Origin of the sequence: Nocardia sp. NBC_01327, from assembly GCF_035958815.1 — a bacterium.
Taxonomy (GTDB): domain Bacteria; phylum Actinomycetota; class Actinomycetes; order Mycobacteriales; family Mycobacteriaceae; genus Nocardia.
This window is the reverse complement of record NZ_CP108383.1, coordinates 2609292-2623157: the sequence shown is the minus strand read 5'-3', so window position 1 is coordinate 2623157 and position 13866 is coordinate 2609292. Positions and strand designations below refer to the sequence as shown.

At 67.3% G+C, this 13866-nt stretch carries 14 protein-coding genes; 5 read left to right on the top strand and 9 right to left on the bottom strand.

Annotation, left to right across the window (positions count from 1 at the left end; translation table 11 throughout):
• Nucleotides 1-14: 14 nt before the first annotated feature.
• The 3 genes from OG326_RS11495 to OG326_RS11485 all read right to left on the bottom strand — a co-directional run bounded on the left by OG326_RS11495 (nucleotide 15) and on the right by OG326_RS11485 (nucleotide 1841).
• Nucleotides 15-449 carry a cupin gene (locus OG326_RS11495; protein WP_327144615.1) on the bottom strand — a complete coding sequence of 145 codons (435 nt, stop codon included), beginning with the start codon at nucleotides 447-449 and terminating at the stop codon, nucleotides 15-17.
• A gap of 25 nt (nucleotides 450-474) precedes the next feature.
• The gene (locus tag OG326_RS11490; RefSeq protein ID WP_327144614.1) at nucleotides 475-1008 is read right to left on the bottom strand and encodes a DUF1697 domain-containing protein; all 534 of its coding nucleotides are present in this window, start codon (nucleotides 1006-1008) and stop codon (nucleotides 475-477) included.
• 89 nt (nucleotides 1009-1097) lie between these two features.
• Nucleotides 1098-1841 (bottom strand): acyltransferase, encoded by a 744-nt coding sequence (locus OG326_RS11485; protein WP_327144613.1) that lies wholly within the window; start codon nucleotides 1839-1841, stop codon nucleotides 1098-1100.
• 245 nt (nucleotides 1842-2086) lie between these two features.
• Between OG326_RS11485 and OG326_RS11480 the strand changes: the two genes are divergently transcribed.
• The gene (locus tag OG326_RS11480; protein WP_327146444.1) at nucleotides 2087-3256 is read left to right on the top strand and encodes an FAD-dependent oxidoreductase; all 1170 of its coding nucleotides are present in this window, start codon (nucleotides 2087-2089) and stop codon (nucleotides 3254-3256) included.
• A 124-nt stretch (nucleotides 3257-3380) separates the two neighbouring features.
• Here the strand turns inward: OG326_RS11480 and OG326_RS11475 are convergent, their stop codons facing one another.
• Nucleotides 3381-4910, bottom strand: coding sequence for a multicopper oxidase family protein (locus OG326_RS11475; protein ID WP_327144612.1), 1530 nt, complete (start codon nucleotides 4908-4910; stop codon nucleotides 3381-3383).
• Nucleotides 4911-5114: 204 nt separating this feature from the next.
• On the opposite strand from OG326_RS11475, the gene OG326_RS11470 reads away from it, so the two are divergent.
• The 3 genes from OG326_RS11470 to OG326_RS11460 all read left to right on the top strand — a co-directional run bounded on the left by OG326_RS11470 (nucleotide 5115) and on the right by OG326_RS11460 (nucleotide 8526).
• Nucleotides 5115-6281 carry a sensor histidine kinase gene (locus OG326_RS11470; RefSeq protein WP_327144611.1) on the top strand — a complete coding sequence of 389 codons (1167 nt, stop codon included), beginning with the start codon at nucleotides 5115-5117 and terminating at the stop codon, nucleotides 6279-6281.
• On the top strand, nucleotides 6278-6928 hold the full coding sequence (locus OG326_RS11465) for a response regulator transcription factor (RefSeq protein ID WP_327144610.1): 651 nt from the start codon (nucleotides 6278-6280) through the stop codon (nucleotides 6926-6928). The genes OG326_RS11470 and OG326_RS11465 overlap by 4 nt, the downstream gene beginning before the upstream one ends.
• Nucleotides 6929-7146: 218 nt before the next feature.
• Nucleotides 7147-8526, top strand: a complete 1380-nt coding sequence (locus OG326_RS11460) for an outer membrane protein assembly factor BamB family protein (RefSeq protein WP_327144609.1) — start codon at nucleotides 7147-7149, stop codon at nucleotides 8524-8526.
• Between the two features lie 62 nt (nucleotides 8527-8588).
• Here the strand turns inward: OG326_RS11460 and OG326_RS11455 are convergent, their stop codons facing one another.
• Nucleotides 8589-9023 (bottom strand): MarR family winged helix-turn-helix transcriptional regulator, encoded by a 435-nt coding sequence (locus OG326_RS11455; RefSeq protein ID WP_327146443.1) that lies wholly within the window; start codon nucleotides 9021-9023, stop codon nucleotides 8589-8591.
• A 94-nt stretch (nucleotides 9024-9117) separates the two neighbouring features.
• On the opposite strand from OG326_RS11455, the gene OG326_RS11450 reads away from it, so the two are divergent.
• Nucleotides 9118-10149, top strand: a complete 1032-nt coding sequence (locus OG326_RS11450) for an SMP-30/gluconolactonase/LRE family protein (protein ID WP_327144608.1) — start codon at nucleotides 9118-9120, stop codon at nucleotides 10147-10149.
• 7 nt (nucleotides 10150-10156) lie between these two features.
• Here OG326_RS11450 and OG326_RS11445 read toward each other — a convergent pair whose 3' ends face one another.
• From OG326_RS11445 to OG326_RS11430, 4 genes are read right to left on the bottom strand one after another with little or no spacing between them, the layout of a single operon-like run.
• On the bottom strand, nucleotides 10157-11377 hold the full coding sequence (locus OG326_RS11445; protein WP_327144607.1) for a class I SAM-dependent methyltransferase: 1221 nt from the start codon (nucleotides 11375-11377) through the stop codon (nucleotides 10157-10159).
• A 2-nt stretch (nucleotides 11378-11379) separates the two neighbouring features.
• Nucleotides 11380-12357 carry a class I SAM-dependent methyltransferase gene (locus tag OG326_RS11440; RefSeq protein WP_327144606.1) on the bottom strand — a complete coding sequence of 326 codons (978 nt, stop codon included), beginning with the start codon at nucleotides 12355-12357 and terminating at the stop codon, nucleotides 11380-11382.
• Nucleotides 12358-12393: 36 nt separating this feature from the next.
• Entirely contained in the window at nucleotides 12394-13161 is a 768-nt protein-coding gene (locus OG326_RS11435; RefSeq protein ID WP_327144605.1) for an enoyl-CoA hydratase-related protein, read from the bottom strand.
• Between the two features lie 51 nt (nucleotides 13162-13212).
• Nucleotides 13213-13821, bottom strand: a complete 609-nt coding sequence (locus OG326_RS11430; RefSeq protein WP_327144604.1) for a TetR/AcrR family transcriptional regulator — start codon at nucleotides 13819-13821, stop codon at nucleotides 13213-13215.
• Nucleotides 13822-13866 lie beyond the last annotated feature (45 nt).

Here is a 13866-nt window from a genome sequence, read left to right as displayed (position 1 = left end):
ACAGGTGCCAACCGTCAGTTGAACGGGCAGCCCGGGTTCGGCGCGTCCTCGGAGAGCGGACTGCCGGCGGGCAGCACATACAGCACATCGAGAATCTGCGGCTCGGTGCCCAGATTGCGTTCGATGTGGATATTGCCCGTGCCTGCCCGCTCGACGAAGGTGGTGCCCGGTCCGCCGGTCATATCCGATGCGCAGGTCGCGTCGAAATGGCTCATCTGCCCCTGCCGCAGGACCGCGTACAGGGTGCCGTCGTGATAGTGCCAGCCGGTGGAACCGCCTGGAGCGATGGTGATTTCGCGCAGAATGTAGTCGGTGCCGCCGATCGTGGTCCGCGTCAGAATCACCCCGGTGACACCATCGGGCGGGGTGGCCTGCGCGATACCCGCGATCGAACCCATCAGGGCGAGCGCGGCCAGACCGGCGCATGCACTACGGAGACCGATAGTCACCGCCACAGCATAATCCGGGCCGGGGCTACCCGAGCTTCTTCAAGGTCTTCTGCACGGTCAGGAAGGTGCGGGTGGTGACGTCCTTGCCGTACTTCTTCTGCAGCCACTGCATGTAGGTCGTGGTATTCGGATTGGTGTTGTCGATGACCGACAGGATCGCGGCAGCGTGCTTGTCATAGCCGAGCACGCGCACCGTCTCCTCGGTATTGGCTCCGGGCGGACCCACCGCGGGGTTCTTGACGAACGTCACCGTCAAATACGTTTCGCGGCAATGGGTCAGCCCGGCGAAGGGGTCGAGGTCCACCAGCGCCTGCAGTTGCTCTCGGCTGCGAATCAAGGTTCCGCCGCCGATGCCGAGTTCGGCCTGCAGCGCCTGCTGAATCCGGTCTTCCAGTGCGGGCATATCGGTCTCATCGCTGGAGAACACCAGATTGCCGCTGGAGAGCAGCGTGCTCACCTCGTCGAAGCCGAGCCCCTCGAATACGCCGCGCAGCTTGTCGTTCTTCATATTCGGATTGCTCGGCATGATCCCGCGCAGGAAAGCGGCGTAACGACTCATGCCGCCGACGGTACCGGGCGGATACGACAATGGCCGGGCATCCGGGCCCGGCCATTCGTCAGCGGCGCTGCACTGTCACAGGCGCTGCGCTATGCGGTGACGCCGTTCTTCTTACGTTCGATATCAGCGAGGGCGGCCATGTGCGCGGCGCGGGCTTCGGCAGCGGCGTCCCAGGCGTCCTTGCGGTTCTTGACCACTCGGGCGGGGGCGCCGACGGCAATGCCGTAGTCGGGGACGTCGCCCTTCACCACGGCGTGCGCGCCGAGGACGCAGCCGCGGCCGACGCGGGTGCTGCGCAGGACGGTGACCTTGGCGGCGATCCAGGTATCGGGGCCGATGCGGACCGGGGACTTCACAATGCCCTGGTCCTTGATGGGCAGATTGATGTCATCGGTGACATGGTCGAAATCGCAGATGTAGCACCAGTCCGCGACCAGGGTGGATTCGCCGATTTCGATATCCAGGTAGGTATTGACGACATTGTCCTTGCCGAAGACCACCTTGTCGCCGATGCGCAGCGAACCCTCGTGGCAGCGAATGGCATTGCCGTCGCCGATGTGCACCCAGCGGCCGATTTCCAGGCGGGCCAGATCCGGCGTGCAGTGCACCTCGACATTGCGGCCCAGGAAGACCATGCCGCGCAGCACGATATGCGGATTGGCCATCTTGAACTTCCACAGCCGGTAGTACCGCACGATGTACCAGGGGGTGTAGGCCCGATTGGCGAGCACCCACTTGGCCGAGGCCACCGTCAGGAAACGCGCCTGCTCCGGATCCTGGCGACGCGACCCGCGCCAACGCGCACTCAATGGCGCGCCCCACATGCTCGTCACGAACTACTCCTGTTTTTCGCTGGTCGGCCCACCGCTCCGATCGGGCGGGGCGGGCGATCTCAGCGTCCACCATATGACTTCGCTCATAGGGCGGACGACGCGGGGATTGATACCCGCTCGGAATACCGCTCGCAGCTTGCGGGTGCGACAGCGGCGCGCAAGCCATGTGCAAGCGCGCTCCACCAGGGTGAGGTGGCACGGTTCGTGCAGCTGTAGAGCCCTTTGGGGAGATTGAGGCCTTGGTTATGTTGCGAATTGCCATCATCGGTGCGGGGCTGGGCGGACTCTGTATGGGTCAGGGGCTGCGACGGCACGGGATCGCATTCGATATCTACGAGAAGGATTCGAGCCCGAGCAGCCGGACACAGGGATACCGCATTCGGATCGACGAGACCGGGCAGCGCAGTCTCGCGCAGTGCCTGCCCGCGGATCGCTACGACCTGTTCCGGGCGAGCTGCGCGGTCACGACGACCGGCGGGCAGTTCATCGGCCCGGATATGAGTGTGATCGGCGGGCGCGCGGTCGAGACCTGGCGGCCTTCGGAAGTGGAGGACGCACCGGGCGAAGAGGCGGCGGGCGATCTGAGCGCGAATCGGCTGACACTGCGCGAGGTGCTGCTGGACGGGATCGCCGATCGGGTGCACTTCGGCAAGGCGCTCAGCCATGTCACCGAAACCGATGACGGCGTGACCGTGCACTTCGAGGACGGGAGCACCGCGGTCGCGGATGTGGTCGTGGCCGCGGACGGGGTCAATTCGACGATCCGCCGCCAGCGGCTGCCGCACACCGAACCGGCCGATACCGGCGCGGTCTGCCTCTACGGCAAGACGGTTCTCACCGGCGCGCTCGGCGATACCATCCCGGTCGATCTGCTGACCGGTACGTCGGTCGTATTCGCCGACGGCTTCGTGGCGGTGCTCGACTCGATGACCTTCCGGCAGTCGCTGTTCACGCCCGAGAACGGTCTGACAGCGGTCCCCGACTACCTGTACTGGGCTGTGTTCGGCCCGCGCATTCGATTCGGACTCGACGCTGCCGACGATCCGGATCAGGATGCGCTCGCCGTCATCGAACGGTCGACCCGCGACTGGCATCCCGCGCTGCGCGAGGTCTTCGCCACCAGCGACCGAAACACCGTGGCCGCCATGACCGTTCGCACCGCCGCCGCCCCGGAACCGCGGCCGGCCGGTCGCGTGACGCTGCTCGGCGATGCCATCCACGCGATGAGCCCGGCCGCCGGGCTCGGCGCGAATACCGCACTGCGGGACGCCGCGACCCTCGCTGCCGCCTTGGGAGAGAGGCCCGCCGATCCGATCGCCGCAGTCGCCGCCTACGAGGAGCAGATGCGGATATACGCGGGCGATGCCATCAGCGCCTCACTGCTCGGCTCCGCCGTGCTGGCGTCGCACGGCTGATTCGCATCCACGAAAACGGCTGGAGCACAGACTGTGTGGATCCCGGCCGAAAACATGCCGGGATGACGGGGCGGATACGCCGGGATGCGGTTGGGTCTTGTCGGGATGCGGTGGACACGCTGGTTCAGGAACCGTGTGTGCCGTGACCTTCCATGCCGGGCATGTCCATACCCGGCATGCTCGTCTCGCCCATGCCCATCTGCATGGGTGCGGGCTGCTGGCCCGGGGCCAGGACGAGGAATTGGCCCATCATGCCCTGATCTTCGTGTAATAGCAGATGGCAGTGATACATGTACGGGTAAGTAGGGTCGCTGTGGCCGGCGAAGCGCATGGCCAGCAGATAGGTGGGGCCCGGGGTGGTGTAGACGGTGTCCTTCCAGCCGGAGAGTTCCGGGGGTGGAGCTTGGCCGTCGATGGAAACGACCTGGAATTGGACGTCGTGGACGTGGAAGTTGTGGGGCCAGTTGTCGCTGTTGCGGACGGACCAGACTTCGGTGGTGTCCACGGGAATGGTCATGTCTATGCGGTTCATGTCCATGCGCTGGTTGTTGATCATGTGCCAGCGCAGGTCGAAGGTGCGGGTTGCGGGGGTGCCGGGCCCTACCAGGGCTGGAATGGCGACGAGCGAATTGGGGAGGGGTGCAGCGGGTTTCAGCTTCTGGTCCGGTTCCAGACTCAGGATGTCGAAGGTGTCGTCGAAGCCGAAAGCGGCGGCCTTGCTGATGCCCGCGCGCTGTTCGATCGGCAGGGAACGCAGGGTGACCGGGTCTCCCCCGCGCAGGCTCACGACGATTTCGACGCGCTCGCCGGGGCTGATCTGGAGGGCGCGCAAGGGAATCGGCGCGGTGAGCAGGCCGCCGTCGCTGGCGATCATCTGGAATTCGCGATTGTCGGAGAATGCCAGACGGTAGATGCGGCCGGAGGAACCGTTGAGAATGCGCAAGCGCACGCGTTCGGTGCGAACTGGAAGATGCGCTCCGGCAATGCCATTGGTGAGAATAGTCTTGCCGAGCAGGCCGATATCGGAGGGGTCGGTTTCGTCCAGCGCGCCGTCGGGCGTGAGCCGACGGTCCTGGATGATGAGCGGAATATCGTCTACGCCATAGTCTTTGGGCAGATCCAAGGCCGAGGACTCGTCGTCGATGAGGAAGATGCCCGCGAGCCCGCGATAGACGTGCTTCTCGGTGGCACCGTGCGGATGCGGGTGGTACCAGAGCGTCGCGGCCGGTTGATCCACGGTCCAGCTGGGCTGCCAGGTGCCGCCCGGCTGAATGGTCTGATGCGGGCCGCCGTCACAACTGGCGGGGACATGCATGCCGTGCCAGTGCACGGTGGTCGCCTCCGGCAGCGCATTGTGCACGGTGAAGGCCACCGTCTCGCCGCGCTTGGCGCGCAGGGTCGGACCGAGCATGGGGCCGTTGAATCCCCAGGTGGGCGTGGACTTTCCGGCGAGGATCTCGGTTTTGCCCGCTTGGGCCCGCAGGCTGAAGCGGCGAATTCCGTCGGAGCCCACCGTGGACGGGGCCAGCGGCGGGATCGGCAGCGGTCGTGATCCGCCCGCGACGACCACGGGGCTCGAGGACCGGGTGCACCCGGCGGTGAGAGCCACCGATGCCACGGCGAATCCGGTGAGAAAGCCTCGTCTCGAGACCACAGCGCACTCCTTCTATCGATACCCCTCCAGCATCGTTTGCCGACCGATTGCCTCAACTCCTCCGAAGGGTCCGTGACAGAGGCGGGCCGCCTCCTCCCAGCGGAGGAGGCGAAGCCTGTCGAAACGTGCTAACCAGCGCTTTTACCGGCGCGCCCCGCCCTCCCCGCAGACCCTCTTGTTCATCGCGTCCCCTACCGTGGGGGCGTGAACGAGATCCGGACGCGGCAGCATTTCGAGACGGTGGTGCGCTGCCTGCCGCTGGTTCTGGTCCCACTGCTGCTGGCGGCGAGCACCTTTCCCGGGCAGTACCGGGTGCCCTGGGTTTACTGGGTGTTGTCCGTCGCCGCGAGCGTGGTGTTCGCGCTCGGTGGCCGGTGGCCGCTGACGGTCTCGATCGCACTGTCGGCGCTCGCGGTTCCGCTGTTCCGGATTCCCGCATGGGGATTGTCGGGGCTGGTGCCGTTCCTCGGGGCGATCGCACTGGTGGATGTCGTGCGCCGCACCCATCGCACGGCGGCCGTGGCGCTCGCCGCCGCGTGCTGGGCCCTCGCGGTGGCGTTCGGGCGCTGGAATCTCCACGATCCGTCGCTGTCGCGGGCCTCGCTCATTCTCGAGGTGAGCACCTATGTCGGGCTGCCGCTGCTGCTCGGGCTGTATCTGCGCGGGCAGCGCCAGCTGGCGGCCAATCTGGCCCTGCGCGCCGCCGATGCCGAAAACCGGCGCGCCGAAGCCGAACAGCGCACCCGGCTGGTCGAACGCGGCGCACTGGCGCGGGAACTGCATGATCTGGTCGCGCACCATATGGCCTCGATCGTGCTGCGCATCGGCGTCGCACGGCATGTGGTGGCCGAGGCCGATCCGCGGGTGCGGGCGGTGCTGGACGATGTGCACGGCACAGCCTCGGACGCGCTCACCGATATTCGGCGGCTGCTGACCGCGCTGCGTGATCCGGCGCTCGGTGAAGTCGCACTGGTGGATTCGGAGGCGGCGCGCACCGAGATCGAGGCCGCGGTCGAGCGGGTGCGGGCGGCCGGGTTCGACGTCACGGCCGAAATCCGTACCGGAGTAGGCGGATTGGATGCCATCGGGCGGCTCACGCTGCTGCGGCTGGTGCAGGAATCGCTGACCAATGTGATGAAGCACGCACGGCCCGGTGCGCCCGTCCTGCTCACAATCGACGGCATGGACGGCGGCATAGCGGTGCGGGTACGCAGTGCCGCGGCGGATCGGGTCGCGAATCCGCCGACCGGGCACGGCATTATCGGCATGCGGGAACGGGCTCAGCTCGCGGGCGGCCGGGTCACCGCCGGCGCCACCGGCTCGGAGTGGATCGTCGATGCCTGGCTGCCGAACGGGGAGAACCGCGCATGATCACCGTATTGCTGGTCGACGATCAGCGGCTGGTGCGCGCCGGACTGCGCATGCTCATCGAATCCACCGAGGATCTGAGCGTGGTCGGCGAGGCCGCCAATGGGGTCGAGGCCATTCGCCTCGCCGCCGAACTCGCGCCGGATCTGATTCTGATGGATCTGCGCATGCCCGGTCTGGACGGTGTCGCGGCGACCGAGGCCATCGTGCGCGCCGGGTCCCGCGCGAACATCCTGGTGCTCACCACCTTCGATGACGATGATCATCTGTTCCCCGCGCTGGCGGCGGGCGCGACCGGATACCTCGTCAAGGACACCGAACCCGCCGAGTTGCTGACCGCCATCCGGCGCACCGCCGAGGGCGACATGCTGTTCTCCCCTCCTCTGCTGCGGCGGCTGGTCGATCGGGTCGTCACCACCCGGGAGCCGGTGGAACCTGTTCCCGCGCAAGCGGATCTGACACCGCGCGAGCGGGAGGTGCTGGTGCTCGTCGGCGACGGACTCAGCAATCAGGAGATCGCGGACGCCCTGCATCTGGGCGTCACCACCGTCAAAACCCATATCGGCAATCTCATGGAGAAGACCGGTTGCGACAACCGCGTGCGGCTCGCCGTGTACGCGCACCGAACCGCCCGGACCCCACCGCAATAGCGCATCCCGAAACCCCGCCGCGCGCTGCCCGCGGACAAGCTCCGCACCCTGCACGCCCACCTGCCGCGACCCGCGAATCGGTGCTCCGCACGGGGTATCGGTCCCGGCCTCGGGCGGCGAAAGTAGGCTGTGCTCCGGCTGCGTCAGCCCCACCACTTAGCTGCATCAGCCACCACGGCATACGACAGACTCCGTACTGGCAGAAGGGACACCAGCAGGTGCGAAGCGGCAGGCGGCAGACCGGACGTGACCAGCAGGGACCGCGCATCGGTCATACCCGGGATCGCCGCGGGCCGTCCTGGCTGGGGCCGGTGTCGCGAGTCTTCGCGCTGGCGGCGGTCGGAGTACTCGCGCTGAGCGCCTGCGGCAGCACCACGGTCGACGACATCAAGGTCGGATCGGGCCGGGGGTGGCCGGTCGCCTTCCACGATGCCCGCAATAGTGCGACCAGTCCGGTCACCGGATCCCGATCCCTCGCACTGAGCTGGTCGCGACCGGTCGGCGGACCGCTGGCACAGCCGGCCATGGTCGGCCCGGAGGGGCAGGTGGTGGTCACCACCCGCACCGATTCCTGCGATATCTTCTCGTTCCTCATGCCGACCGGGCGCAAGCGGTTCTGTAATCCCATGGGGATCAGCGCCATCGAGGGCGGGGCGGCCATCGACGGCGCCACCAATATCTATGTCGGCGACGACGGCGGTGTGAACGCGTTCAATAATCTCGGACAGCCGCGCTGGCGTACCCCCGCCGCCGGGGTTCCGGTGTCGGTGCAGTTCACCGGTGACGGAAATGTGCTGTCGGTGACCCAGTTCGGGCAGGTCGACGTGCTGAGCCGGCAGACCGGCAACCGCCAGGTCTCCACCTTCCAACTGCTCGGCGAACCCGATTTCCTGGCCCATCCGGATCTGCCCCGGCCGCCGGACTTCTCCGGCCTGGACGACTGCGCCACCGGCGGCCCGCAGTGCCCGGTCGCGAATGTGTCAGCGGTGGACGAGAAGTCGGGCCGGTTCTACGCCACCGTCTGGCGGCCCGGTGAGGGCACCGCCGATCTTGTCGCGCTGACCTACAGCGGCAAAGAGATCAAGCGCGACTGGAGCGCCGAAATGCTCACCGGCGGCAGCGCCACCAGCCCCACCCTCTCCCCCGACGGCTCCACCCTCTACGTGGGCGACAACACCAATCGGCTACTGGCCGTGGACACCTCGAACGGCCGCACCAAATGGGTTCAGGACCTTGGCTTCCCGGCCCGCGGCGCCATATCCGCCGCCGACGGCCTGCTCATCCCCGCCGGGGACGACGGCCACCTGATGGCCATTCGCGATAATGGCGACAGCGCCGAAATCGCCTGGGAGCGCAAGGATCTCGCCCTGCGCGGCCACCCCGTCCAAACCGCCGGCGACACCGGCTACACCGTCGCCCCCATAGGCGACAACCTCAACCTCGTCACCTTCGACACCCACTCCGGCGCCACCGTCGACTCCCACGAACTCCCCGGCGCCCAGGGCAGCACCGCAGGCACCACCATCGGCCCCGACGGCCAGGTCGTCGTCGCCACCCGCATCGGCGAACTCTTCGTCTTCAAGCCCACCAAGAAGTAAACGCACGGCAGCAGATTCGGCCCCCGGAGCAATCCGGGGGCCGAACCGCGTTGTAGGGCGAGCTATTCGGGGCGGATCGAGTCGAGGCGGGTGGCGGCGCGTTCCAGTAGCTCCGCCAGGGCTTTGCGTTCGGCGGCGGTGAATTCTTCGGCCAGGGCGCGTTCTACTCGGACTGCGCGGTGGTCGGCGTCGCGGAGGGTTTGTTCGCCGGTGTCGGTGAGGCGGGTTTCGAGGACGTTCTTGTGCCAGGCGTGGGGGGTGCGGGTGATGAGGGCGCGGTCTTGGAGGTTGGCCAGGATGGTGTTCATGGTGGGTGGGGTGACGCCGCATTCGCGGGCCAGGGCGGCGGCGGAGATGCCGGGGTTGGAGCTCAGGACGAAGAGGGCGGCGTATTGGGGGACGGTGACGCCCGCGGGTTTGAGGGCGGGGTTCTTCGCGCCCTGAAGGGCCTGTTCGGCGCGCTTGATGTAGGAACCCAGGCGCTCGGAGGCGGGCATCGACGTCACAGGGTGCATGGTAATCGACTCTTCTAGCTGTTCGTGTGTTGACGATCATTAGAACTCTAATCTATGTTCGTGTCCACACTATGGTGTGACCACTATCGAACTGCCATCGGAAGGCACCCGCATGTTCCGCCTGACACGACTCCGATTCGCCGCGCCTGCCGCACTGCTGCTCACACTGGCGGCCTGTTCGAATGACACGGATGCCGCTCCCGCCGCGACTTCGCCCGCCACACACATCAGCACCGCCTATGAACTGCCCGACGCGCAGGCTTACCCGGAAAGCATTGCGGCAGATGCGCGTAGCGGGGCGATTTATGTGAGCTCCTTCCTCGACGGTGCGGTCTACCGGGCCACACCCGGCACACAGCAGGCCGAGGTCTTCCTGCCCGCCGGTACCGATGGCAGGCAGACCGCCAACGGGGTGAAGGTCGATGCCGCGGGGCGGCTGTGGGTCATCGACCACACGCACGGAGTCGCGGTGTACGACACCGGGACTCGCGCGCTCATCGCCCGCTTCGATGTGCGAGAGGCGCAGCCGTTCGTGAACGATCTGGCCATCACCGCGGATGGCACCGTCTACCTGACCGACAGCGTGCGACCGGTGATCTATCGCATCACGCCGCAGCAGTTCGATGACGCGGTCGCACACGGGGGCCGCGCCGACCTGTCCGCCTTCAGCGATCTCGGTTCCGCGAAAGACGCTGCGGCCCAGAACCCCATGACTCTCAATGGCCTCGTCGCCGATCCGGCGGGCCGCTATCTACTCGCGGTCGATATGCCCAATGGCGCTCTGTATCGGGTGGCACCGAACGGGCAGACTTCCGAGGTGAGCCTGCACGGCGGCACTATGGTGGACGGCGACGGCCTGGAATTGCGCGGCGACACGCTCTGGGTGGTGCACAACAAGAGTGATGCCATCAGCCGCTGGCGCATTACCGATGACGGGGCGAATGCCGAACTGCAGCAGCGTGTCACGGATCCAGCGCTGGATATCCCCACCTCCATCGTGCACGTGGGAGACCATGCGCTGGTGTCCATCTCGCAGTTCGACAAGAACGGGCCGTACGGCGCCGGCACTCCGGGGCCCTTCACCGTGGCTGCCGTGGACGGTATCTAGCGGCGAATCAGGTTGTGGCGCAGAGGAAGACCGTGGCCGCGCTGCCGACGCGGGTGACAACCAGCGTGTGCGGCTGTTTACCTCGGGGCTTGAGGCGGGCGCGGAGCGCATCGGGGTCGAGATCCACGCCACGGGTGAGGATCTCGAGCGGTCCGCAGTCGCGACGGTGCAGCTCGGCGCGTAAGGGCTTCTCGCGGAAGTCCATTCGGTCGAGAATGCGGAAGCCGCGCACGCCCTCGGGGACGGTGTCGCCGGTCAGATAGGCGATGCGCGGGTCCAATTGCCACAGACCGTGTTTCGCGGCGTAGTGGCGGACCAGGCCGGACCGGACGATCGCACCGTCGGGGTCGACTATGAACGCGCCGGGGTCCCGCTCGGGAATCTCGTCCGGATCGGCGTCGGTGAGAACCTCGGGGGCACGGGTGGAGGAGAGCACCGTGGCACGGCGGGTCACGCCGGATTCCGCCAGTCCGGGTGACCACAGGCAGGCCTCCCGCACCGCGCCGTCGAGCGAGGCCACCTCGATCTCGCCCGCCCAGCCCAGCCTGTCGAAATCCAGTCCGGGAGCGCACTTCACGGCCAGATCACGACCGGCGTAGGCGGACAGCAGATCCGGCAGCGGCGGTTGCAGTTTGGCCGGATCGTGGGTGCGGCGGCCGTCGGCCCGGCGGGCGGGATCGGCGATTACCACCTCGGCGGTGCTGCACGGCCGCAGCGCATCGGCCTTGACCAGCAACACATTTCGCCCCTGTGGGCCACCCGCATCAGTCGGCACGGCGGTGCGGGCGCCGGAGCCCAGCGCGGCCACACCGAGGTTGTGCGCGGCAATAGCGAGCCGAACATCATCCAGGTCGCTGCCGATCACAGCCGGGCAGACCCGCGCCAATTCGGCGAGTTCCGCACCGATGGAACAGGTTACGTCGTGCACGGTCCGACCGGCCAGACGAGTGGCGCGGTGCCGGGCCACGGCGGAGGGTGTCGCCTGCTGCAGCGCGTCATCGGTGAAGAGCCACTGCTCGGCTCCCGCCAGTTTGGCGGTGGCGCGGCGGCGCAGCCGGACCGTCTCGACCAGGGCCGCGGTCCGATCACCGTGCGTGCGGCGGACCTTGTCCAGATCCGCCAGCAGCGACGCGGGGGTGAGAGCGAAGGCGCCGACCTCGGTCAGCGCGGCCGTGGCGGCCGCGCTGCCCAGGTAGGCGATATCGTCACGAGGGAAGGCGTAGCCCACTCTTACTTGGCGGAATTGCCGGGCTTCACGCCGGTGATCATGGCGTTGTAGAAGAACTGGCGCGGAACGACATGGCGCATGACCTTCTCGTCCAGCCAGCTCAGGCCCAGCCACGCCTTGTACTGCGCCATCCGGTAGCGGACGGTCAGCTTCTCCTCGGGCACGGCGGCCTCGAAGGTACGCACCGGCCAGCCCCAGAGAGCGGCGGCGAATTCCTCGGTCTCGGCCTTGACCTCGACCGCGCCCGCACTGCGAGCCATCGACTCCAGGTCGGAGGGATCGAAGGTGTGCAGATCCACGACGGCCTCGAGCGCGGCGGCGCGGGAGGACTCGTCCAGCTCCGACTGCGGGCGACGCCAATCGGACAGGAACGGCAGCTTGGTGATCTCGGTGGTCACCTTCCAGGTGGCCTGGCCCAGGCGGCGCGCGTAGATATTGCCGATGGTGGTCGGTTCGCCGGCGAAGACGAAACGGCCGCCGGGCTTGAGTACGCGCAGGCATTCCTTGAGCGCCAGTTCCACATCGGGAATGTGGTGCAGCACCGCGTGACCGACAACAAGGTCGAAGGTGTCGTCCTCGTACGGGATGGTCTCGGCGTCGGCGACGCGGCCGTCCACATCCAGGCCCAGGTTCTGGCCATTGCGGGTGGCGACCTTGACCATGCCCGGGGACAGGTCCGTGACGGAACCCCGCTTGGCAACGCCACCCTGCATGAGGTTCAGCAGGAAGAAGCCGGTGCCACAACCGAGTTCGAGAGCCCGCTCGTACGGCAGCTGCGCATCCGGCACCACCGCGTCGAAGCGACCGCGCGCGTACTCGATACAACGCTCGTCATAGGAGATGGACCATTTGTCGTCGTAGGTCTCCGCTTCCCAGTCGTGGTAGAGGACCTGCGCGAGCTTGTTGTCGGAATACGCGGCCTGGACCTGCGCCTCGGTGGCGTGCGGGTTGGGCGCGGGGTCTTCAGGACGAACGGTCATAACAGGGCAGCCTAATGAACGCCCCGGTGGGGCCGCTTATCGGCCCACGAATCGGGCCGAGCCCGGGCCGTCCGCCAAATAAGAACGTGTTCCAACCTGCTGATCTTCGGTGCCGAACAGCGCGACCCATTCGGTGCGGGCGCGATCGTGGCCGTGCGTCCCGGCCTCGAAGACGCGCTTGGCCGCGGCGAGCGCGAGGGCCGGACTGCCGGCGAACTGCCGGGCCCAGCGCAGGGCCGCCTGGAACACATCGTCGGGCGCGACCACCTCGTCGACCAGGCCGATCTTCGCGGCTTCCTTCGCATCCACGAAGCGGCCGCTGTAGACCAGATCCTTCGCGTGCGAGGGGCCGACGAGCAGACTCAGCCGGCGGATTCCGGCGACCGGAATCAGTCCGGCCTTGATCTGCGGCAGGCCCAGTTTCACGTTGTCGCCGATAATCCGACGGTCCGCGCCCAGCGCCAGTTCCAGTCCCGCGCCCAGCGCGTAACCGCTGATGGCCGCGACGGTCGGCTGCGGCACCTTGGCCAGACTGCTCAGGGCCGCCTGCAGATCCGCGACCACCGCCTGCGCCTGCTCGGGACCGAACCGCGCCAATTCGGCCATCTCATCACCGGCCGAGAACACCCGCTCATCGCCGTAGACGACCACCGCCGCAATGGCCGGGTCCGCCGCGATCTGCTCGGCGGCGGCCTGAACCTCCAGGGCCACCTGCAGATCGATCAGATTCATCGGCGGGCGAGCGATCCGGAGGACGGCAACGCCCTCCGCCACACCCCGGTCCACGGTTACGAATTCGGCCACGGGCGTCACCCTAGCGGGATGCGGCAGGGGGCTACACCTCTGCTGCCCGTACTACCCGCCGGTCAGCAATTCGACGGTGGTCTCGAAGGCCTCGTCCACGCGGCGGCGATCGCCGGTGGTGATGAGATCGAGCTGCAGACCCCGGATCTGCGCGAGGATGAAAGTGGCTGTGCGGGAAGTGGTTTCGGCAGGCCAGTGATAGCGCACCAGCTCACGCTCGATGACCGTGAGCCAGTCGGTGACCAGCCGGGACGCCGGGTGGTCGGGAGTGCGGGCGGCGGTGGCCACCAGTTCGAACAGGATCAGGAACTGGCGCTGTTCACGGGGCCGGCACAGATGCCGCCAGGCGGCACGCAGCAGGTCGGCGGCCGAATCGACGCGGCGAATCTCCTCCGACAGCAGTCGCTCCTCGAAATCGGTCCGGATCCGGTCCAGGATTTCGACGAGCAGCGCATCCTTGGTATCGAAGTGCCGGATCAGCGTGGCGTGACTGACCCCGAGGGCCTGGGCGACCGGGCGGAGGGAGAGATCGTGAATGCCGTTGTCGAGCACGTATTCGGTGGCGGCGGCCAGCAGCTCCGGACGGCGATGCTGAAAGCGCAGCGTTCGGCCGTCGATCTTCTTCGCGGTCACCGCGGGCAGCTTATCGGGTACACGCATGGCGAAATTTTACCGTTCCGAGCGGTTACGTAACCGATCGGTACG

Coding starts and splice junctions, on each gene's coding strand:
- OG326_RS11490 (WP_327144614.1), bottom strand. CDS start 1,008: ATGAGTCGTTACGCCGCTTTCCTGCGCGGGATCATGCCGAGCAATCCG.
- OG326_RS11480 (WP_327146444.1), top strand. CDS start 2,087: ATGTTGCGAATTGCCATCATCGGTGCGGGGCTGGGCGGACTCTGTATG.
- OG326_RS11465 (WP_327144610.1), top strand. CDS start 6,278: ATGATCACCGTATTGCTGGTCGACGATCAGCGGCTGGTGCGCGCCGGA.
- OG326_RS11455 (WP_327146443.1), bottom strand. CDS start 9,023: ATGCCCGCCTCCGAGCGCCTGGGTTCCTACATCAAGCGCGCCGAACAG.
- OG326_RS11440 (WP_327144606.1), bottom strand. CDS start 12,357: ATGACCGTTCGTCCTGAAGACCCCGCGCCCAACCCGCACGCCACCGAG.
- OG326_RS11430 (WP_327144604.1), bottom strand. CDS start 13,821: ATGCGTGTACCCGATAAGCTGCCCGCGGTGACCGCGAAGAAGATCGAC.